21 protein-coding genes and 1 riboswitch are annotated in these 22,225 nt (G+C 35.6%); of the genes, 15 read left to right on the top strand and 6 right to left on the bottom strand.

Translation table 11 applies throughout. The annotated features are described in order from the left end of the window. Positions 1-23 precede the first annotated feature (23 nt). From potD to AC1Q8L_RS05745, 6 genes are all read left to right on the top strand, one after another. Positions 24-1,073: a spermidine/putrescine ABC transporter substrate-binding protein PotD gene (gene potD, locus AC1Q8L_RS05770; RefSeq protein ID WP_000772490.1), complete on the top strand. Its 1,050-nt coding sequence runs from the start codon at positions 24-26 to the stop codon at positions 1,071-1,073. Between the two features lie 59 nt (positions 1,074-1,132). Next, entirely contained in the window at positions 1,133-1,780 is a 648-nt protein-coding gene (locus AC1Q8L_RS05765; RefSeq protein WP_016513124.1) for a phosphatase PAP2 family protein, read from the top strand. Between the two features lie 111 nt (positions 1,781-1,891). Then, positions 1,892-4,084 (top strand): MMPL family transporter, encoded by a 2,193-nt coding sequence (locus AC1Q8L_RS05760; RefSeq protein ID WP_000856400.1) that lies wholly within the window; start codon positions 1,892-1,894, stop codon positions 4,082-4,084. 102 nt (positions 4,085-4,186) lie between these two features. Next, positions 4,187-4,603 carry a YodN-related protein gene (locus tag AC1Q8L_RS05755; protein ID WP_000490302.1) on the top strand — a complete coding sequence of 139 codons (417 nt, stop codon included), beginning with the start codon at positions 4,187-4,189 and terminating at the stop codon, positions 4,601-4,603. A gap of 100 nt (positions 4,604-4,703) precedes the next feature. Beyond that, positions 4,704-5,627: an RluA family pseudouridine synthase gene (locus tag AC1Q8L_RS05750; RefSeq protein ID WP_098311732.1), complete on the top strand. Its 924-nt coding sequence runs from the start codon at positions 4,704-4,706 to the stop codon at positions 5,625-5,627. Between the two features lie 91 nt (positions 5,628-5,718). Further along, positions 5,719-6,324, top strand: a complete 606-nt coding sequence (locus AC1Q8L_RS05745) for a DUF1648 domain-containing protein (protein ID WP_000599010.1) — start codon at positions 5,719-5,721, stop codon at positions 6,322-6,324. Between the two features lie 40 nt (positions 6,325-6,364). Here AC1Q8L_RS05745 and AC1Q8L_RS05740 read toward each other — a convergent pair whose 3' ends face one another. From AC1Q8L_RS05740 to AC1Q8L_RS05725, 4 genes are all read right to left on the bottom strand, one after another. After that, a complete protein-coding gene (locus tag AC1Q8L_RS05740) occupies positions 6,365-7,192 on the bottom strand; it encodes a CAP domain-containing protein (RefSeq protein WP_016513122.1) in 828 nt (275 codons plus the stop codon). A 465-nt stretch (positions 7,193-7,657) separates the two neighbouring features. After that, entirely contained in the window at positions 7,658-8,986 is a 1,329-nt protein-coding gene (locus AC1Q8L_RS05735) for a (Fe-S)-binding protein (RefSeq protein ID WP_016513121.1), read from the bottom strand. Further along, positions 8,983-10,395: a glycolate oxidase subunit GlcD gene (gene glcD, locus AC1Q8L_RS05730; RefSeq protein ID WP_000890756.1), complete on the bottom strand. Its 1,413-nt coding sequence runs from the start codon at positions 10,393-10,395 to the stop codon at positions 8,983-8,985. Before glcD ends, AC1Q8L_RS05735 begins: the two co-directional genes overlap by 4 nt. Positions 10,396-10,512: 117 nt before the next feature. After that, positions 10,513-11,628 carry a CdaR family transcriptional regulator gene (locus AC1Q8L_RS05725; protein ID WP_000898640.1) on the bottom strand — a complete coding sequence of 372 codons (1,116 nt, stop codon included), beginning with the start codon at positions 11,626-11,628 and terminating at the stop codon, positions 10,513-10,515. Positions 11,629-11,764: 136 nt separating this feature from the next. Here AC1Q8L_RS05725 and AC1Q8L_RS05720 point away from each other — a divergent pair, with 136 nt between their 5' ends. The 9 genes from AC1Q8L_RS05720 (at position 11,765) to AC1Q8L_RS05680 (ending at position 20,076) form a co-directional block, all read left to right on the top strand. Continuing rightward, a complete protein-coding gene (locus AC1Q8L_RS05720) occupies positions 11,765-12,739 on the top strand; it encodes a YncE family protein (RefSeq protein WP_001234155.1) in 975 nt (324 codons plus the stop codon). Next, positions 12,732-13,403 carry a response regulator transcription factor gene (locus AC1Q8L_RS05715; protein WP_001046397.1) on the top strand — a complete coding sequence of 224 codons (672 nt, stop codon included), beginning with the start codon at positions 12,732-12,734 and terminating at the stop codon, positions 13,401-13,403. Before AC1Q8L_RS05720 ends, AC1Q8L_RS05715 begins: the two co-directional genes overlap by 8 nt. 3 nt (positions 13,404-13,406) lie before the next feature. Further along, entirely contained in the window at positions 13,407-14,807 is a 1,401-nt protein-coding gene (locus AC1Q8L_RS05710) for a sensor histidine kinase (protein WP_000494811.1), read from the top strand. Positions 14,808-15,189: 382 nt separating this feature from the next. After that, positions 15,190-15,879, top strand: a complete 690-nt coding sequence (locus AC1Q8L_RS05705) for a FadR/GntR family transcriptional regulator (protein WP_254904515.1) — start codon at positions 15,190-15,192, stop codon at positions 15,877-15,879. Positions 15,880-16,047: 168 nt separating this feature from the next. Then, positions 16,048-16,767, top strand: a complete 720-nt coding sequence (locus AC1Q8L_RS05700; protein ID WP_000869147.1) for a (Fe-S)-binding protein — start codon at positions 16,048-16,050, stop codon at positions 16,765-16,767. A 16-nt stretch (positions 16,768-16,783) separates the two neighbouring features. After that, positions 16,784-18,205 (top strand): LutB/LldF family L-lactate oxidation iron-sulfur protein, encoded by a 1,422-nt coding sequence (locus AC1Q8L_RS05695; protein ID WP_000061930.1) that lies wholly within the window; start codon positions 16,784-16,786, stop codon positions 18,203-18,205. Beyond that, the gene (locus tag AC1Q8L_RS05690; RefSeq protein ID WP_000147180.1) at positions 18,205-18,915 is read left to right on the top strand and encodes a LutC/YkgG family protein; all 711 of its coding nucleotides are present in this window, start codon (positions 18,205-18,207) and stop codon (positions 18,913-18,915) included. The genes AC1Q8L_RS05695 and AC1Q8L_RS05690 overlap by 1 nt, the downstream gene beginning before the upstream one ends. Before the next feature lie 112 nt (positions 18,916-19,027). Beyond that, on the top strand, positions 19,028-19,750 hold the full coding sequence (locus AC1Q8L_RS05685) for a prepilin peptidase (RefSeq protein WP_086387352.1): 723 nt from the start codon (positions 19,028-19,030) through the stop codon (positions 19,748-19,750). 14 nt (positions 19,751-19,764) lie between these two features. Continuing rightward, positions 19,765-20,076 (top strand): cyclic-phosphate processing receiver domain-containing protein, encoded by a 312-nt coding sequence (locus AC1Q8L_RS05680; protein ID WP_086387351.1) that lies wholly within the window; start codon positions 19,765-19,767, stop codon positions 20,074-20,076. Positions 20,077-20,103: 27 nt separating this feature from the next. Here AC1Q8L_RS05680 and AC1Q8L_RS05675 read toward each other — a convergent pair whose 3' ends face one another. Both AC1Q8L_RS05675 and AC1Q8L_RS05670 read right to left on the bottom strand, forming a co-directional pair. After that, entirely contained in the window at positions 20,104-20,955 is an 852-nt protein-coding gene (locus AC1Q8L_RS05675) for a formate/nitrite transporter family protein (protein ID WP_000893034.1), read from the bottom strand. A 202-nt stretch (positions 20,956-21,157) separates the two neighbouring features. Further along, entirely contained in the window at positions 21,158-21,952 is a 795-nt protein-coding gene (locus AC1Q8L_RS05670) for a TerC family protein (RefSeq protein WP_000383326.1), read from the bottom strand. 90 nt (positions 21,953-22,042) lie between these two features. Beyond that, positions 22,043-22,208: riboswitch (yybP-ykoY riboswitch) on the bottom strand. Between the last annotated feature and the right edge of the window lie 17 nt (positions 22,209-22,225).

The following is a 22,225-nucleotide window of genomic DNA, read 5'->3' as shown; positions in this document are numbered from 1 at the left end:
AAGTACGAGGGGGTAATAAACCGATGAAATTAATGAAAAGAATAGCTGGCGCAGCAATTAGCTTTAGCCTTGTTGCTGGTGTGCTTGCTGGTTGTGGTGAAAAGAAAGAAGAATTAAATATTTATAGCTGGGCTGACAATTTTGATGAGCAAGTGCTAAGAGATTTTGAAAAGAAGTATAATGTGAAAATTAACTATGATAAGTACGCAAGTAACGAAGAAATGCTTGCGAAATTACAAGCTGGTGGCGCAAAGTATGATTTAATTCAACCATCTGATTACATGGTTAAAACAATGGCAAAAATGGATTTATTAGCGCCGTTAGATAAAAAGAATATCCCAAATATCGAAAACATGGTTTCTAATTTCAAAACACCTGCGTTTGATCCAGAGAATAAATATTCTTTAGTGTACACTTGGGGTGTAACAGGGATTGCATACAATAAAAAGTATGTGAAAGAAGCACCTACAAGCTGGGCTGACTTATGGAATGAGAAATATAAAGGACATGTAACGTTATTAAACGATTCTCGTGAAGTATTAGGAGTGGGTCTTAAGAAGCACGGGTTCTCAAACAGTACGAAAGAAGATGCAGAGTTAAAGACAGCAGCAGATGATTTAAAGAAGCTGCTTCCAAACTTATTAGCATTTGATACAGATAACATTAAACAAAAATTCATTACAGAAGATGCTTGGATCGGAACAGTTTGGTCTGGAGATGCAGCATTTATCGCAAAAGATAATAAAGATGTAGAATACGTTGTACCAAAAGAAGGCGGCACAATTTGGGCTGATACGTTAGCAATTCCAAAAGGTGCAAAACATAAAGAGCTTGCTGAGAAGTTTATGAACTACTTACTTGATGAAAAAGTAAGTGTGAAAAACTACGAGTCAATTGGTTACAGTAATCCAAATGAAAAAGCTCATCCTCTTCATAGTAAAGAATACCGTGATAATCACATGATTTTCTTAACGAAAGAAGAGTTAGATCGTACAGAATGGCTTGTTGATGTAGACGATAAGTTAAAAGACTATGATCGTTACTGGACAGAGCTAAAAACAAAAGGTAAATAAGTAAGAAAATGCGGTTTCTAAAGTAGAAATCGCATTTTTTCATAGTAGGAGGAAATCGTTTGAAGAAGAAGTTACATCAGTATGAGGTAATATGTATCGGTTTATTATTTGCTGTATTTAGTATTGTTGCTTGGCGCGTACATGCAGGTGGCGTTACAGTAATGGATACATATGTCCGCGGATTAGTAAAAGGGCTACAAACGGAAAGTTCCCTTACATTTTTCTCGTACTTTACAAAATTGGGGTCAGCAATTGGGATAGCTGCTACGCTCGTTATAAGTTTGCTTGTTTTTTGGAAGCAGCGTTATTATGCTGCGATGATTGTGTATCCAATGGGAATTTTAATAACACATCTTGTGAATAAAGGGATAAAAGAGATTGTAAAGAGAGAACGTCCATCATTAAATGAAGCGTTAGATGCACTTGGATATAGTTTTCCTAGTGGACATGCAATGCTATCGATTATGACATTTGGATTTCTTGCTTATATCATTGCTGCTAATTTGAAAAGCATAGCTGGGAAATGTGTCATAACGATTTTGATGGGTATAGTAATCCTATCGATTGGATTAAGTAGAGTCATTTTAAATGTACATTACCCAACTGATATTTTAGCTGGTTACTGCGTAGGTGGTATTTTGTTAGTTATCGCTATTTACTATCATCGTTTACTTACTGAGAGATTGGGGCTTAATAAAGAGAGATAGAAAAAACGCCTGGAAAAACTATCATTATAGTGTTCCTAGGCGTTTTTTGTTTGTATAAAGATATGATACAGTATAAGTGACAATTGAATTATTTAAAGTAGGTGAAAATGTGTGAAGACAAATGTTCATAAAGTTGATAAGTGGGGGAAGTTAGGAGCTTTTTTGTATCAATTTCGTTATACAGTAATTGTAGCGTTACTGTTGCTTGCAATCGCACTTGGGATTTTTGCTCCAAAGCTACCGGGAGTATTAGGTGGTGACGGTTTCCAAACGGAAGGAGACTATCAAAAAACAAAAGAAATTTTAGATAAAGATTTTAAGAAGTCTCAAGATACGCTTCTGCTCGTTTTTGAGAAAAATAAAGATGCTTCGCATGAGGAATTTAAAAAGCGAATAGATGAAATTGTAAAGAATGTTCAAGAGAAAGAGAACTATGAATCTTTCCATCACCCAATCCAAAATAAAGAAATGCTACAAGATGACATCGGTTATGCGACAATTTTATTTTCCGGGAAAACAAATAAAGAAAGAATGGAAAAGACATTACAATTTGCTAATGAGATTGAGAAAGAAAGTAATGTAGCATTAAAAGTAACACCTACAGGATTTCCGAAAATTAATCAAGAGATTAATGAAAGAACGCAAAATGATTTAAAAGTAGCAGAAATGATTGGATTACCAATTGCGTTTCTTGTATTACTATTTTCGTTTGGTAGCCTTTTGGCATCAATTTTACCGATTTTGAATGGAGCGCTTAGTGTTATTAGCACGATGGGTATATTGTATTTCATCGGTGTGGATAAAGAACTATCTATTTTCGTGTTAAACGTTGCACCGATGATTGGACTTGCACTATCTATTGATTTTGCGCTATTATTTGTGAACCGTTTTCGAGAGGAAGTTGCTAAACGAACGGTAAAAGAAGCGATAGCAATTACATATCAGACGGCAGGACGTGCAATTGTATTTTCAGGATTATGCGTATTTGTTGGGTTATCCGGTTTGTTTTTCTTTAAGATAGATTATATTCAATCTGTCGCAATTAGCGGAATGATTGTTGTGATTATGAGTATTTTATTCTCACTCACACTTCTTCCAGCGTTATTATCGTTAATCGGTAAAAAAATATTAAAAAAGAATCAAGTAGCACATACGCCGGCAAAAGCATGGCGTAAATTTGCACAATTTGTGATGAAACATCCAATTGCAATGATTGTTGTTGTTACAACATTTATTGTTATTTGCTTATTACCGTTACGTACAGCTAATTTGCAGTTCCCTAGTGTTGAAGCTTTACCTGAAAAGAGTGATACAAGGATTGCATATGAAAAGTATGAAGAAGCATTTAATAAAACTGTCAAAACACACGCTGATGTTACGTTAGTTGTAGAGACGAAAAAAGATATGAAAGAAAAAGAAAGTCTACAAAAGATAGAAGAAGTCGTTCAAAAGTTAAAAGATGATAAAAAAGTACATGAAGTAAGAAGTTTATACGACGGGTTAACTGGAATGAAAGCAGATCAAGTTGCTGGAATATTGCAGTCGCCAGAAGCAGCAAAACTAACTCCTGTATTTGAAGCATACACAAAAGGGAATAAGACGACGATAGAAGTTTTTTTGAAAACAAAACCACGTACAGAGACTGCAAAACAGTGGGTGCGTGACTTTAAAAAGAACTATAAAGAAACGAATGTTACGTATTATCTAGGCGGAATGACGACGTTTCAACAAGAATTAGAAGATGAAATTAAAGATAAAGTTGTAATTGGTATGTCTGTTATATTTGGATCGACCTTTGTTATATTATTATTTGCATTCCGATCTATACTCATTCCAATTAAGGCAATTATTATGAATATACTTAGTTTGAGTGCAACCATTGGAATTGTTGTTTGGTTATTTGAAGGTGGTCATTTCGGTTTAGAAGCGAGTCCGGTTCTGTTTGTCTTACCAATCTTCATTTTTGGCCTCGTATTTGGGCTTAGTATGGATTATGAAGTATTTCTTATTTCACGTATTCACGAGCTCTATGAAGAAACAGGAGATAACGATCAAGCAACGTTAGAAGGGCTCGTTTCAACAAGTAGAATCATTACATCAGCTGCATTAATTATGATTGTTGTAACGGGTGCATTCGCATTTACTGATATTTTACCAGTAAAGCAGATGGGGCTTGGCGTGGCATTAGCAATATTTCTTGATGCAACAATTATTCGTCTTATGCTCGTTCCAAGCTTAATGAAGTTATTTGGAGACTGGAATTGGTGGTTACCATTTCGAAAAAAACGAGAAAAATCATCGTAAAAAAATGCTCATCATATTGATGAGCATTTTTTTATGAATAGCAAGACCTACATTTTGCAAATAGTATGTGATAAGAACATTACATACAAGTAGGTGAAGGCAATGTTTCGTTATTTTAAGTTTAAGTTAAATGATACAGTACAGTTTGCAGAAAACGATGGGCATATGTATCGCATTGTCGGTTATCGGTTAGAAAAGGGATTTTATCCAAAAGATGAATGGACTCATATCATTTATGAACTACTTAGAGAATTTGACGGGTATACGATGGATGCAGAGGAGGAAGAACTTGTAAAGGTCGTTCAAGTAGAGGATGAGTATTACAAAATACAAGAAGTATCAGGTTATCGTTATCCAGTAAAAATGAAACAAAAACAACAAGTGATGAAAATAGAAAGGATGGACGATTTATTAGATGCTTACAATGACTATAAAAGGTTGGCGGATTTCTTTAAAGATTTATCGTATGAACAAAAAGCTGAAGAAGTATTGTTAGAAATGAAAAGACTTAGAGCTTGAGGGGCAGTCTATTATAAGACTGTCCTCTATTTTTGACGGTGCACCAAAGTGTGTTTTCCGTTACAATGAGAGAATCAATAGAAATAAGGTGATAAACAGTATGGAAACAAAGAAAAAGGGCGAATGGTGTGAAATTACCGTTCCACCTAAATGGAATGGTATAAGTATTGAATCGGTATTAAAAGTAGAATGGGAAATACCGAAAAAGCTATTACATCAGCTTCGTATGGGAAAAGGTGTTACGGTTAACGGAGAACAAAGAAGATGGAACGAGCTTTTAAAAGAGAACGATAAGTTACAAGTTCATATGTTTGCGGAGGAAGAGTACGGTGTGGATCCAGAATATGGTGAATTGCATGTAGTATACGAAGATGATCACGTACTCATCGTAAATAAACCAGAGAAAATGGACACACATCCTGCTGAAAAAGGTGGAACCGGGACGCTTGCAAATCTTGTTGCTTTTCATTTTCAAATGCAAGGTTTAGAGACGAAGGTGCGTCATATTCATCGTTTAGATAAAGATACGACAGGTGGTGTCGTATTTGCTAAGCATAGAATTGCTGGTGCAATTATGGATCGTTTATTAATGGAACGAAAAATTAAAAGGACGTACGCAGCGCTCGTTGAAGGGAAAGTAAAGAAGAAACAAGGAACGATTGATGCTGCTATTGGAAGGGATCGCCATCATGCTACAAGGCGTCGTATTTCTCCAAAAGGTGACCAAGCTATCACATATTATAAAGTAGAAAAGTATTTTAAGAAGCAAAACACGACTTTCGTAACGTTACAATTAGAAACGGGTAGAACGCATCAAATTCGTGTTCATATGAGCCATAATGGTAATCCACTAGTTGGGGATGTATTATATGGTGGACAAACAAAATATATGTCTAGTCAAGCATTGCATGCGATGAAGATAAATTTCTTGCATCCAATTACGAAAGAAGCGATTGAAGTTGATGTGCCGTTTCCTACAAAGTTAGATAATAAAATAAGAGAATTTCAAAAAGAAAATGCGTAAAGTATAAGTTTTAATTTGAAAAAAGTAGATTTTTGCAGGGATTTCTCTAAAAGGAGCGAAGCCGTTAAGAGAAAAGAGAGGTGAGAATCACTTGATCAAATATAAGTATGTACTTGGAATATTTTTCGCTTGTCTTTTAGTTACTCTATGTCTCTATCCCTATTTACCAACTCGTATGGCAGTACATTGGAATGTAAATGGTGAGCCAAACGAGTTTATGAGTAAACAAGTTGTTGTAGCATTTATTCCTTGTTTTATTATTTTTTCATATGGATTTTTGTATATTATTTCACATAATATATTTAAGTTTAATGAAAGAGAGCATGGTATTATAGACGGATTTATAAAGAAAATTACGTTATTTATGTTGTTTATTCATATGCTTATCCTCTTTATTAATTTTGAGGATTTGATATCCTTTCAAACAGGATTAACGATTGGGATTAGTATGTTTCTTTTTATGCTAAGTAAAGAATTTAAGAAAATAAAAGGCAAAGAAAAAGACCCAATTAAATTACAAAAAATTCGTTTAGTAAGTAGACGGATTTTTCAAGTGATGGCATGTGGCATATTGTTTTCATTGTTTTTGAACTTAGAGTGGGGATTTTATGTATTGCTTAGTGTAATAAGCTGTGGATCTATGCTATTTATGTTATATATTTTCTATTCATACATAATAGAAAGTTATGAAACTTAAAAAAGAGTCTTCTCATTATGAGAAGACTCTTTTAATCTATTTACTTTGTAATAAATTGTTGTGTCCAGTAGTTGCCGCTTTCTACATAACCAACACCGATGTGAGTGAAGCCGTTATTTAAGATGTTTGCACGGTGTCCAGCGCTGTTCATCCAAGCTTGTACCACTTCTTCAGGTGTACGTTGGCCTTGAGCGATGTTTTCACCTGCAGATGTATAAGAAATACCAAATTTCTTCATCATGTCAAACGGAGACCCGTATGTAGGGCTGTTATGATCAAAGTAGTTGTTTTTTTGCATGTCTTCAGACTTAATACGTGCTACTTTGCTTAATTCAGTATCGATTTTTAGTGCTGGTAAACCTTGTTTTGCACGCTCAGCGTTTGTTAATTCAACAACACGTTGTTCGAACTCGCTTAAAGATTTTGCTTCTTCAGCAGGCTTTTGCTCAGCAGGTTTTTGTTCAGCAGGTTTTTGCGTATTGTTGTTTTCAGCAGGCTTTTGAGCTTCTGGTTTTTGAACTTCTTCAGCAGGCTTTTGCTCGGCAGGTTTTTGCTCAGCAGGCTTTTGAGTTTCTGGCTTAGCTGTTGGTTGCTCAGTTACAACATTTTCAGTAGGTTGTTGACCAGGAATGAAGCAGTTTGGTTGGAAGTTTCCTTGTTGCCATTGTGCTAATGATTCAACTCCCATAGATTGTAAGAATGCTTGTAGTTCTTGTTGGCTCATTTGCTTCATCATCACTTTTGAATGCTGAATATTTTGAACCTTTATGTTAGATGGTTGTACTGTTGCAGCTTGTGCATCTAGAGAAGATACTCCTAAAGTAAGAGCTGTTGCAGCAGCTACAGATAATAAAACACGCTTTTTCATGATGTGTGTCCCCCTATATAAAGTTTTAATTTGTTTTCACACGATTTGTTTTTGACAGCCTGTCTGACTGACAAATTCATCGTAGCATACAATTTGCGAGAAAAAAGATGGAAAAAAATTCATAGACTTTAAAATTACCTAATTTATCCTAAGAGAAGAAGGGAGCAAAAATAAGAGAAATATAGAGTATAAAAGGAATTTATAGTGTTTTTATACTTGGTTTTAAGAGGGGGTTTTTGGATAAATTTACCTAAATAGAAAATAAAGAATCCTATTGTATCAATGGTTTGAGCGATTTTTTGAGGAATATAATGGATTGATTTTTACAAAACTGTAATGTTTCTGTTGTTCTTTTTTATAATAAAGTAACATATTTTTAATGTTGTAGCAGACAAAAAAGCGGCTATCTCTTTACATAGACGAAGGAGATAGCCGTTTTCCTAATATTACGTATGTTACGAGTTATTACGAGTTAGTTTCAATTGCTTCTAATAATAAATCCACAATGTGAATTCCTCTCATTTTATGAGAAAGCTCTTCTCGCTCAATACCCAATTTCATTTGTAATAAACAACCTGGATTTGCAGTAACAATGGTTGCTGCGTCTGTTTCATGCACACGGTCCATTTTGTAATCTAGAAATTCCATTGATAACTCTGAATGAACAATATTGTAAATACCAGCAGAGCCACAGCAGCGGTCCGCATCTTTCATTTCTCGATATGTTGCACCTTGGATAGCCTCTAGTAACATACGAGGTTCAGAAGATGTGCGCATAACATTGCGTAAATGACAAGAGTCTTGATACGTAATAACCTGCGGCGTGAGTCGTAAGTCAGTTCGCTTATGGAAGTCTAGTTCTACTAGTATAGCAGTAACATCTTTAATCTTAGAAACAAACTGCTTAGCACGTTCAGCCCAATTCGGATCATCTTTTAAAAGATAATCATAGTCTACGAGGTAAGCTCCGCAACCCCCTGCATTCGTAATAATATAGTCGATGTTTAAATCTTCGAATGCTTTTATATTTCGCTTTGCTAATTCTTTTGCTCCACTCTTTTCACCAGCATGTCCATGCAATGCACCGCAGCAACTTTGTGTTTTCGGAATAACAATATCACAACCAGCTAATTGAAGAAGTTTCAGCGTTGCGTTATTTGTTTCTAAAAACATCGTATCCATTAAGCAGCCTGTGAAGAATGCAACTTGTTTTTTCTTTGTACTTTCTGCAGGTAAAAATGAAGGACGATCTTTCATTGCTTTCATTTTAGGGACTTTTGGTAAAACGAGATCCATCGTTGTAAGTGTTTCAGGGAATAACTTCATAATACCTGTTTTATGTGTTAGCGTTTGTAAACCAGAACGTTGATAAAATCCGATTAGTCCGGTTAATGTTCGCATTCGATTTTGATGGGGGAATAATCCTTCAAAAACGACTTTTCGAACAGCTTTCACTGGCATTGAGAATTTTTTATTTTGATTAATAATATCTCGAGCCTCTTCTAATAAATGTCCATAATTTACACCAGATGGACAAACAGGCTCACAAGCACGGCAACCAAGACAAACGTTTAATGTATTTTCAACATCTTCATCTGGTTCGATTAAACCATCAACGACTGCTTTCATTAATGCGATACGTCCGCGCGGTGAATGTGACTCTTTATATCCGGATTGAATGTAGGTAGGACAAGTAGGTAAACAAAAACCGCATCGCATACAGTTAAGTAGCTCATCTTCACTTAATCGTTCTTTAAATTCTTTTTGAATATTTTCTTTATTTAATGTGGTCATCGCTCAACCACCACTCTTTTTCGAGTGTCTTTCGCGAACATTTTTCCAGGGTTCATAATGTTGTTTGGATCGAAAGCTTGCTTTATTCCTTGCATAGCTGCAATACCTTCTTTACCTAATTTCATTTCTAAATATGGAGCTTTCATTGCACCAACACCATGTTCACCAGTAATTGTGCCACCAAGTTCAATTGCTTTCGCAAATATTTCAGCAAAAGCTTGTTCAGCTCGGTGCATTTCTTCTGCATTACGAGCATCTGTCATACAAGTTGGATGTAAGTTACCATCACCAGCGTGTCCAAACGTACAAATAGGAATATTATATTTTTTTGCAATGGCATTAATAGCTTCAACCATTGGAGCGATTTGTGAACGTGGTACAGTCGCATCTTCTAATATTGTAGTAGGTTTTAATCGTGCGAGCGCTGATAGAGCACTACGGCGAGCAGTACGAAGCGCATCTGCTTCTGTTTCATCTTTTGCAATGCGAACATCAACTGCATTCATAGAGCGGCAAACGTTAGCCATGTTTTCAATATCTCGATTGACTACTTCGGGTGGGCCGTCTTGTTCGATTAATAAAATTGCTTTTACGTCAGTTGGTAAACCGATTTGTGCAAACTCTTCTACAACTTCAATTGTCGGTTGGTCTAAAAACTCAAGTGTTGCTGGAATAATTTTATTTGCAATAATAGAAGAAACAGCACGTGCAGCTTCATTAATATCTTCATATAATGCAAGCATTGTTTTCTTTGTTTCAGGCATAGGAACAAGTTTTAATATAGCTTCTGTTACCACGCCAAGTGTTCCTTCAGAACCGATAAATAAACGAGTTAAATCGTAACCAGCTACATCTTTGGCTAATTTACCACCAGTGCGAATAATATCGCCATTTGGTAAGACAAGTTCAAGCCCCATTACATAATCACGTGTTACGCCATATTTCAAACCGCGTAATCCACCTGAGTTTTCATTAATATTGCCGCCGATTGTAGAAATTTTCATCGAGCTTGGATCTGGTGGATAAAATAAACCTTTTTCTTCTACCGCTTTAATAATATCAAGTGTAATGACTCCAGCTTGTACAGTAATTGTTAAGTTTTCTTCATCAATTTCTAAAATATTGTTCATATGGCGGAAAATAAGGACGATACCGCCTTCAAGTGGACATGTACCTGCGCAAAGGTTTGTTCCAGACCCGCGCACATATACAGGGATTTTGTGAGTGTTACATACTTTTAACACTTCAGCTACTTCATTTGTATTACGAGGAGCAATGACTGCATCAGGCATTGCTTGGAAGTTTGGAGTGGCATCATAACTATAAGTTAAACGCCCCATATTGGATGTATCTACATTATCTTCGCCAACAATAGATACGAATGAATGAATAATTTGTTTTTCTAACATTGGAAATCCCCCTCAAACTGTTAACGTGTTTAGTTATAATAAACAACGTGGTAACAGTGCTTTCATTATAATGATAAAAAAGTCGAGGGATTCTTTCTATGTATAATCATCTAAAGATTAATCTGTTTTATCGTTCTTTTTTGTATGATCATCTAATAGGAGGAGTGCGAAGTATAAAACGTTTAAGTCTTTGAATTGTTTTGGATCAAGTCCTGTATGTTCTTCAATCTTTTTTAGCCTGTAATGTAATGTGTTAATGTGTATATGTAATTGTTTAGCCGTCTGTTTATAAGATTGGTTATAATCGATAAATAAGCGCAAAGTATGCATAAGCTCAGGAAATGATAATAAGTTTTCGATGGTACGCTCTAGAAATTGTTCACGCGTTTCGGCAGAAATATCTTGTAAACACATTTCTAAACGTAAATCTTCATTAAATACAATTTTTTTCGTTTCCAATGATACAGAAAGAGCGCGTAATGCTTGTTCGTAACATATGTTCATATTGTTTGAGGTAACTGTTTGTCCAATCCCGATATATAAAGGAATAGAAAATAAAGTTTCGCAGTCTTGTTTTAACCGTTTTAAAAATTGATAAGTTTGCTCTTTGGAGCTCGTTGCTGTAAATAAAATAAAACGATCATTTCCCCAACGAACAAATAGATGCTCTTTTGTTAAAATATTACGTATGTGTTGCCATATTTTACGCTGGAGCATCGTGTCATTTTTGCCAATAGAAAACAAAATAAGTTGTTTTTTCTTATATAAATCAATGCCAAGTGTTTTGGCGCGATCAAGAAAACTCGGGGACCACTCTGTATTTTGAAGCCAATCAAAGACGAAAGCTTCATAAGAACGGTGCTCAAGTTCTAGTTGCTCTAAAAAGTAGTTTTCATGAATTAATAATTCGGTCATCTTACGCAATATTTCGCCGTAGCGTGAAATATTTTCAGGTTCTCCTGTAATTCCAATGACACCAATTACTTCATCATGAAATAATAAAGGAAGATTCATCCCAGCCTTTACACCTTGCAATCGCCTTTCATCTTCTTTTGTAATGATGACGGTTTTCTTTTGTTTGGCGCAGCGGAGTGCACCTTCATGAAATTGACCAATTCTTTCTGTATCTGTACTTGCGATAATAACGCCTTCTATATTAATGATAATAATATTTTCTGTAATTAGTCTGCGTACTTCTCGTACAATTTTATTCGCTAAATCAGGAAATAGCATAATTGACACACCTCAAATTCTATTTGTTGTACATTATATATGTAAATTGAGTAAGAAAGGAAAATTTCACACTTTCCACACATTTATTTGTTATTTTACAATTATAACGAAATCATCCGAAGATGGAGGGAATCTTTTGAGAAAGTATGTTTTTCTTCTCTGTTTTTTATTTCTATTAGTAGGGTGTCAAGGAAGTTCGTATACACCAATTGCTAAAGATAAAAATGTTATTATAACAACGAATATAAAAGAAGGCAGTATTAGTTTTATTGATAAAAAAGATAAAAAGTTAATCACGACATGGGAACTAAATGAGCCAATGGCCGGAATCACACTGCTTCCAAATGGTGAGGAAATACTTGTATACGGTAAGCAATTAGAATATATGTATGTATATTCACTAGCGGAAGGAAGGCAAGTGGGAAAATATAAAACTGGAAAGGGCATTGTAAATGTGGTCGTATCAGAAGATAAAAAACAATTATTTGCTGCCGATCAAAATGTTCAAAAGGTAAGGTTCTTTACGATAAATGGGAAAGAGACAGGAAATGTTTCAACAGGCAAAGGACCTATAACGATGGTAGAGTATCATAATCGGTTATCTGTATTAAACTTTTATGATACGAAACTAACGACAATTGATACGAAGAAAAAAGAGGTTGTTCAATCCTTTATGATTCCACCAGCATCAACAGGAGCAACGATTAGTCCTGATGGGAAAGAAATATGGATTGGCGGACATGGTGATGGAAATCAAGTAAATGAGAAAGTGTTAGTATATTCTTTGCAGGATGGAGAAATGGTACGTTCTTTACATGCTCCATTTATGCCTGTGAATATAACGAAGGATAGTAAGTACGTATATGCATTAAGTCATGGGTCGAATACACTTAGAAAGTTTGATATTAGCACATATAAAGAAATAGCTTCTGTAGAAGTAGGATCAAATCCATTTGCATTTTTGGAGAGCGGAGCAGAAGGATATGTAGCAAGTTATGATAGTGATGAAGTGTGCGTTATGGATATGAAGAATTTGAAAATAAAACAAACAATTAAAGTCGGAAAAGGACCGTTTCAACTCATAGAGAGGGAAGGGAAGGACAATGAATAAATATAGAGTACTAGTTGTAGATGATGAAAGTGATATGAGGCAGCTTGTTGGAATGTATTTGGATAACTTTGGATATGAGTGGGGAGAAGCTGAGAATGGAAAAGAGGCTCTTAAAAAACTAGAAACGGATCATTATGATTTCGTTGTATTAGATATAATGATGCCAGAAATGGATGGACTTTCAGTTTGTAAAGAAATTAGAAAAACGTCAGATGTGCCGATTATATTTTTAACCGCAAAAGGTGAAGAGTGGAATAGGGTGAACGGCTTACGTATGGGAGCAGATGATTATATTGTAAAACCGTTTAGTCCGGGTGAATTAGTTGCCCGTATGGAAGCTGTGCTAAGAAGATATACAAAACAAGAACAGCAAGAAGAGATTCAATTTGGACCAATTCTTATCAATGAAAAAAGTAGAAGAATCGAGGCGGATGGTGAGTCGATTTCTCTTACTGTAAAAGAGTTTGATTTACTATATTTTCTTTGCCAGCATACAGGACAAGTATTTAGCCGGGAGCAATTACTTGAAAAGGTATGGGGATATGATTATGCCGGAAGTACAAGAACAGTAGATACGCACGTGAAAACGATGCGCTTGAAGCTTGGAGAAAGTGGAAACTACATTCAAACTGTTTGGGGTGTAGGCTATAAATTCGAGGTGTAACGTATGTTTACAATGGTACAAAAACTTTGGCTTACAGTAGTATGTGCAGTATGTGTAACAGTGTCCTTTCTTTATTTCGTATCTTTATACTCGTATGAAAAACTATACGTTGATAATTTAAAAGGTTCATTAGTAATGGAAGGAAAAAATCTTGCTGCCCAATATGATAAGCACGAAGGAATATCAACTTTTGAAGAGAAAGTAAGATCGTTTGATCAAATATCTAGTTCAGACGTTATTTTCGTGTCTAATCCGCGTGATTTAAGTGCATGTTTGCCTTTTGATGTGCATCATCATTCCCTTATAAGTGAAAGAGATAGGCAAACGCTATTAGATGGGAAAACTGTGACAAAAATAGGATATGAAGAACATTTTGACCGTAATATTATGGGGGTTGTCATCCCTGTATTGGAAAATAAAAAATTAGTCGGAATTGTCTATTCGTATATTCCTTTAAAAAGTATAAAAGATTTAATCTATGATATGGGTCTTATTTTAGCACCGTTAGCAATTGCTATGATTTTAATTACTATATGGGTTGGAAGAAAAATTATAATTGCAATTACGAAGCCACTTTCGCAAATGGAACGGGTTGCAAATCATTTGGCTACGGGAGATTTCTCGGAGCGGATTACAGTTTCTTCAGAGGATGAAATTGGACGGTTAGGAAAAGCATTTAATAAAATGGCCAATTCATTAGAAACAGAAGATGTAAAGCGTAAGGAATTTTTAGCAAATGTTTCGCATGAACTTAGAACACCACTTAGTTATATAAAAGGGTATAGCGAGGCTATTTTAGATGGCGTTGCCAAGGGACCGCAGCAGGAAAAAGTAACGCAGCTAATTCATAAAGAAGCAGGTCGTATGCAGCGTCTCGTTCATGACTTGTTAGACTTAGCACAATTAGAAGGTGAGCACTTTCCGTTAAAGAAGCAACCTATCGTTTTTTCACAGCTGATTGAAGACGTATTAGATACGTATGAGATTAAGTTTATAGAAAAGGAACTTCATATTTCAACCAATTTAAATCCAGAGATCATTGTCATGATTGATGAGGATCGTATGCAACAAGTGCTTCATAATGTGTTAGATAATGCGATACGGTATACAAATCAAAACGGAAATATCGTTATAACTTTAGAGCAAATCGATGATTACTGTGAATTGAAAATAAAAGATACAGGAATTGGCATTGATATAGAGCATTTGGAGAATCTTGGGGAACGCTTTTACCGAGTTGATAAAGCGAGAAGTCGTCAACACGGTGGAACAGGTTTAGGCCTTGCTATTGTGAAACAAATTGTTCATATACATGGTGGACATTGGAAAATTGAAAGTGAAAAAGATAAGGGAACAACGGTTATTATTAAACTGAATGTACAGGATGAGGGGGGCATGTTCTAATTTTTAGGACATGTTCTTTATATTGAAGAAAATATTTATCCCGCTATTTGCCGGACAGTAAGACCCTCACCTCAAAATTCAACGGAAGCAAAGAAGTTAGGTGGAGGCCCTGCTGTCCGTAAAAGCCCGATTGGTGAGTGCTAATAATCAGTGGGGGATGAACAAAACCCCTACTGATTAAAGTTTCACTTTATACGTAAAAATATAAATTAATATGTAATAAATATCGAAAATTTGACTATTTTATGAACAAAACATTTGTACTTCTTATCAATTCGGTCTAAAATAGTTATGATGCAAAGTTCTTATAAATCGTTTCAATTGTTGTTTGGAAGATACTGAGGTGATTTAACTGGAGTACAAATCTATTAAACCGAAAAAAATTTACGAAGAAGTATCTGAAGCTATTTTAACAATGATTAAAAATGGTACGTTAAAACCTGGTGACAAACTACTCCCTGTGCATCAATTAGCTGAGCAGTTTCAAGTTGGTAGATCTGCTGTTCGTGAAGCGCTAAGTGCGCTAAGAGCGATGGGCTTAATTGAGATGAAACAAGGAGAAGGTACATATGTGAAGAACTTCGATTCTTCTTCATTAACGAAATCATTAAACAATAGATTATTAATGAAGAAAGAAGATATTTTGAATTTATTAGAAGTACGAAAGGTGCTTGAAGTGGGGGCAGTTCGAGTAGCGGCGGCAAAACGTACGGAAGATAATTTACAAAATATGAAACATTGGTTAGATGAAATGGCAAAGAGCATTGGAGATGAAAAGGCTGGCGAAAAAGCCGATTTTCAATTCCATATGGGAATTGCAGAGTCTTCGCATAATAACATTTTGCTTGAACTCATGAATCATGTTTCAGAGATGATTGCTGAAACGATTGGTGAATCAAGACGCATTATTTTATATGGTGAACAAACGACATCAGAACGACTTATAGAAGAGCATCAAGTTATATATGATGCGGTGTTAAAACAAGATGTAGAATTAGCGCAGCAAGCAATGCTAGATCATTTAACAAATGTAGAACATATTGTCACAGGTAAAAACGATATAAATTCGTAATTTAATCTTTTAAAAATTTAATTTTCTGATAAAATAGAGAAAGATTAAGTAAGCGTTTTCTTTAGAAGAGGGAGAGGATAGGCCATGGTTGAGCCTATTTCTTCTCTACTCAGTCATCTGATGACCATATGTTTGTTGGCGAAGTTGTAAAAAGGGGGAGTAATAGTTATGAAAGTTACTTTATTTGTTACTTGTTTAGTCGATATGTTCGAAACAAATGTCGGCAAAGCAACAGTTGAAGTGTTGGAGCGTTTAGGTTGTGAAATTGAATTTCCAGAAGCACAAGTTTGTTGTGGCCAGCCTGCTTATAATAGTGGCCATGTAGAAGCAGCAAAAGAAGCGATGAAACATATGATTGAAACTTTCGAAGATGCAGAATATATCGTTACGCCATCTGGTTCGTGTGCGACAATGTTTCATGAGTATCCGCATGTTTTCAAAGATGATCCAAAGTGGGCTAAACGTGCACAAAAAGTTGCTGATAAAACCTATGAATTTACACAGTTTATTGTAGATGTTTTAAAAGTTACAGATGTTGGTGCAAGTTTACCAGGGATAGCTACTATTCATAAATCATGTCATATGACACGTATGCTCGGAATAAAAGAAGCACCAGGAATTTTATTATCAAATGTAAAAGGATTAACTGTGAGAGATTTACCAAACGTGCAAAATTGTTGCGGGTTTGGGGGAACGTTTTCAGTTAAGATGACTCCAATTTCTGAGCAAATGGTAGACGAAAAAGTAGATAGTGTAATGGAAACAGGTGCAGATTATTTAATCGGTGCAGATTGTGGGTGTTTGTTAAACATTGGCGGACGTATTGAGCGTTTAGGAAAAGAAGTAAAAGTAATGCATATTGCTGAGGTACTGAATAGTCGCTCATGAAGGGGGAACATAAGCTATGTCTATGAAAATCAGTGAGAAAAAATTTAATGATCGCGTTGGTGATGGAATTCAAGATTCGTTTATGCGCGGAGCAGTTTCTTCTGCACAAACGCGTTTATATACGAATCGCTTAAAAGCCGCAGATGAATTAGGAAACTGGGAAGAGTGGCGAGAACTAGGTGAACAAATCCGTCAACATACGTTAGAAAATCTTGATTATTATTTAATGCAGTTAAGTGAAAATGTATCAAAAAGAGGCGGACACGTGTACTTTGCGAAGACGAAAGAGGAAGCAGCAAAGTATATTCAAGACGTTGCCAAAAAGAAACAAGCGAAAAAAGTAGTAAAATCAAAGTCGATGGTAACAGAAGAAATCAGTATGAATCATGCGCTTGAAGAGATTGGCTGTGAAGTGTTAGAGAGTGACTTAGGAGAGTATATCTTGCAAGTAGATAACGATCCACCTTCACATATTATTGCACCTGCACTTCATAAAAATAGAACGCAAATTCGCGATGTATTTAAAGAAAAGCTAGGCTATGAAAATTCTGATGACCCGTATGAAATGACAAAGTTTGTTCGTAAACAACTTCGTGAGAAATTTATGGATGCAGAAATTGGTGTAACTGGTTGTAATTTTGCTGTTGCAAATACTGGCTCTCTTTGTCTAGTAACGAATGAAGGTAATGCAGATCTTGTTATGTCAATTCCGAAAACACAAATTGCGGTAATGGGTATGGAACGTATGGTTCCGACAATGGAAGAATTAGATGTTTTAGTTGGTTTACTATGTCGTAGTGCAGTAGGTCAAAAATTAACAAGTTATGTAACGGTAGCAGGACCAATTCAAGAAGAGGAAGTTGATGGACCTGAAGAATTCCATTTAGTTGTTGTTGATAATGGTCGCTCTCAAATTCTGGGATCTGAATTCCGTTCAGTATTACAATGTATTCGTTGCGCTGCTTGTGTTAATGTATGTCCTGTATATCGTCACGTTGGTGGACATTCATATGGATCGATTTACTCAGGACCAATCGGTGCGGTATTAACACCGCTTCTAGGTGGATATGATGATTACAAAGAGCTTCCTTATGCATCTAGTTTATGCGGAGCATGTACAGAAGCTTGTCCAGTAAAAATTCCATTGCATGATTTATTATTAAAACATCGTCAAGTTATTGTTGAGCAAGAAGGTCGTGCACCACTTGCAGAAAAACTAGCAATGAAAATGTTTAGTATGGGTGCTTCTTCAGCTGCTTTATATAAAATGGGGTCAAAAATGGCACCAGCGGCAATGAGTCCATTTACATCTGGTAATCGTGTATCAAAAGGTGTTGGACCACTTAAAAACTGGACGGATATTCGGGAATTCCCAGCTCCAAGTAAAGAGCGATTCCGTGATTGGTATAAAGATCATAAGAAAGGCGGGGATAAATAATGACAGGATTAATTCAAAACCGTGATGCCTTTCTAGATAACATTGCAAAAGAACTTGGGCGCGCGCGTAAAACAGAAGATGTAGAGCGACCAGTATGGAAAAGTAATGTGAATATAGAAACGTTAAAAGATTGTTCACAAGAAGAATTACTAGAAGTGTTTAAAAAGCAATGTACAAACATTCATACAACTGTAGTAGAAACGACAAATGACCGATTAGGTGAAGACCTTCAAAAAGTAATCATGGAAAACGGCGGTGGACCTATTTTATTATCAGCAGATGATCGTTTTGATGCATATGGTTTAACATCTTTATTTAAAGAAGAACTTCCAAAGCGAGACGTTGAAGTAAACGTATGGGATCCAGAGAGAAAAGACGAAAATATGTGTTTAGCTGAAAAAGCGAATATTGGTATTGCATTTAGTGATTATACATTAGCTGAATCTGGTACAATTGTTGTACAAAGTCATAAAGGGCAAGGACGTTCTTTACACTTTTTACCGACTGTATATTTTGCTATTATTCCACGTGAAACACTTGTGCCTCGTATTACACAAGCAGTTCAGGATATGAACTTACGCGTAGAAAATGGGGAGACAGCGGCATCTTGTATTAACTTTATTACAGGGCCAAGTAACTCGGCTGACATTGAGATGAATCTTGTTGTCGGAGTACATGGACCATTAAAAGCAGTATATTTCATCGTATAAAAGAGGGGAAAGCAGGCCAGAAAATGGCCTGCTTTTTAGTAGAATAAAGGATAATATGAAGTAGAAGTTCTCTCCTTTTTTTGCTATGTTTTTTGGGAAAGGAGAGGAAGGGATGTTCACTTATTTATATGCACTGTTAGCAGGGATGGTGTTTGGTTCTTTTTTTATGCTAGTTGCGATGAGGGTTCCATTAGGTGCGTCTATTATTACCCCGCGTTCACATTGTTATTATTGCAAATATGTGCTAAGGCCAAAAGAACTAATCCCCATCATTTCATTTTATATACAAAGAGGCTGTTGTACGAATTGTAAGAGGAAAATTCCAATTATGTATGTAGCATTTGAATGTATAACAGGAAGTATATTTCTTCTTACCGTGTATATGATTGGAATAGAACGAGAGCTTATTATCATTTTATCCCTTTTTTCGCTACTTCTTATTATTTCAGTTACAGATTACTTATATATGTTAATTCCTGATTGTATTTTAATTTCGTTTGCCGTTTTACTCATTCTTGAAAGTGTTTTTGTACAATTAGTTACTTGGACAGATAGTATAGTTGGTAGTGGTGTTATATTCATTTTGTTATATTGCATGCAAAAGATATATCCAGAAGGGCTTGGCGGAGGTGATATAAAACTACTTTCGTTACTTGGGTTTATAGTAGGAGTGAAAGGCGTTTTTATCATTTTATTTTTAGCATCTTGTTTCAGTCTTTGTTTCTTTGGGGTGGGTATCGTATTAAAATGTATAGAAGTACGAAAACCAATTCCATTTGGTCCTTTTATTAGTCTTGGGGCAATATGTTATGTATTGGCCGCATATTCAAATTAGAGAGGGAATAGAAAATGAACGTATATATGGATGATCAAAGAAGTTGCCCGTTCGGGTATGTGCCCGCAACTACAGTAGAATGTGCTTTGCAAATGGTTCGGGATTATGATGTGAATATTCTTTCCCTTGATTTTAATATGGGGTGGGGAGCAAAAAATGGACTGGATTTTGTAGAAGCTTTTTGTACAGAGGGGTTATATGTAAATGAAATTCACCTTCATACGAATGATGTCATCGGTATGCACAAGATGAAACAGAGAATGGATAAGGGAAAGAAAGAAGGAGAAATTAATCCTCACCTTGTTGTTAAATACGTGGGAAGCTAAAAACTCCAAAGTAAAACTTTGGAGTTTTTAATGTTTCATATGTGCTTGTAAAGGAATAATCTCTTCTTGTTGAGCTGCTGCGATTTCAGTTTCTTCCTGTTGAACTTCAGGTGTTTTTTTTGTTAAGTAGTGGTATACCATACCGACAAATACTGATCCGCCAATAATGTTACCGATTGTAACAGGAATTAAGTTATGAATAGCACCTGAAAAAGAAATTGTCTCAGGATGTGGTGAAACTAAAGATAAAGCAAAGAGTGACAAGTTTGCAATACTATGTTCGTAACCAGATAAGAAGAATGTGAAAACAAGTAGCATCATGACCATTATTTTTGCCGTGTCGCCTTTAACCTGAGATGGTAAGAAGCAAGCAAGACATACGAGCCAGTTACATAAAATGGCTTTAAAGAATAACTGCATTGTAGGTGTGTTCATCTTTCCTTCAACGACTTTATTCATTAGGTGACCGTGATCAATTGCTTCAAAAATTCCAGTTGCGTAAAATAGTAAGGCAAAGAATAACGCGCCGGCTAAGTTACCTGCATAACAAGCAACCCAGTTACGAAGTGTATCAGAAATCGTTGTTTCTTTTCTTAAAGTTGCTACAGTAAAGTACATTGTGTTTCCAGTAAACAATTCAGCACCGCCATATATAATAAGTACGAGAGCAATCCCGAAAAACATAGAAGCAGCTAAATAAGTTGCTGGTGAATCTGCAATGTGAAAAAAGTTACCTAATTTAAAACATAGTACAATAATAAAACCGATATAAATACCCGCAAGTGCAGCACGAATGAAATATTGCATTGGGTTTGTATCTAGCATTTTCTTTTTGCTTTTAGCCAGTTTGACAACATAATCTAGTCCTTGTTCTAGCATGAGTAATACGCTCCTTTAGTAAATCTTCTATAAATACTCCTTATATGAATAAAGTACATGGAATTGTTCTCACTTTCAATAAGTTTGTGCAATGTTTCACAAAAAGGACATACATACGTTAAGAAAACGTTTACAAAGGGTAGTATAATGGAATTTTTTCTGGACATTGAGAGGAAGAAAGGAAAAAGAAAAAGCGCTGTAATTACAGCGCTTTTTCGTCTAAATTCTTTTCTACTTTTACTTCTACTTCTTTTGAGAAGAACCAACCACCAACTGCGATTCCGACTAATACAATCCAGAATGTAAGCTTCCACGGAGTGGATTCTGGGAATGAATGTGGAATTACATTTAATGCAGGGTGTGCTAATGTATAAACTGCTAGCTTCACACCAACCCAACCTACAATTAAGAATGCTGCAGTTTCAAGTCCTGGTTTACGTTTTAAGATTTGTACGAATGCAGTTGCTGCAAATCGCATAATGATTAATCCGATAAGTCCACCTACAAAGATAACAACGAATTGCCCAGTATCTAGACTACCAATTGTACCTAATCCTGTTTTTGGTAAAGTCATTGCTAGTGCAACCGCAGCTAAAATTGAATCAACTGCGAAGGCGATATCAGCAACTTCAACTTTAAATACAGTCCACCAGAAGTTCTCTTGTTTTTTCTTTGCTTCTTTTTCTTCTGTTTCTTCATCTGTATTCTTTTTAACATATGTTTTAAATAAGTGATTACCAGCGATAAACATAAGGTAGATGGCACCGATTGCTTGCACTTGCCATACATCGACTAAGAACGAAATCATAAATAACGATCCAAATCGGAAAACAAATGCCCCCGCTAATCCGTAAAATAGTGCTTTCTTTCGTTTTTCTTCTGGTAAATGTTTTACCATAATTGCAAGAACAAGAGCGTTATCAGCCGCTAAAATCCCTTCAAGTGCAATTAGGATGAGTAATACCCAACCATACTCCAATAATAATGATACATCCATGTACATTCTCCTCTCATCTCTATAAGTTCTAAATAAGTGAAGAATTTCCCCACTATTTAGTTTCCCCATACTCCTGCCTATTAACTTTGGAAGAATTTGGAAATGAATACAAAAAAGACCTCTGCCGTTAATAGGCAAAGGTCTTGCTAGACATATGTAATAAAAATGCCAACAAAGCCGGAAGAACTAAGTTCTACGTAATGACGACTTTGTTTCCAAGAAATATTCTTGGACGCTACTCCCCTTTGGAGATATGTTATTGTATTCTCATTA

The organism is Bacillus sp. GW823-FHT06A11 (assembly GCF_058795355.1).
The sequence above is the reverse complement of the archived record's forward strand: the minus strand, read 5'-3'. Positions and strand labels throughout refer to the sequence as shown.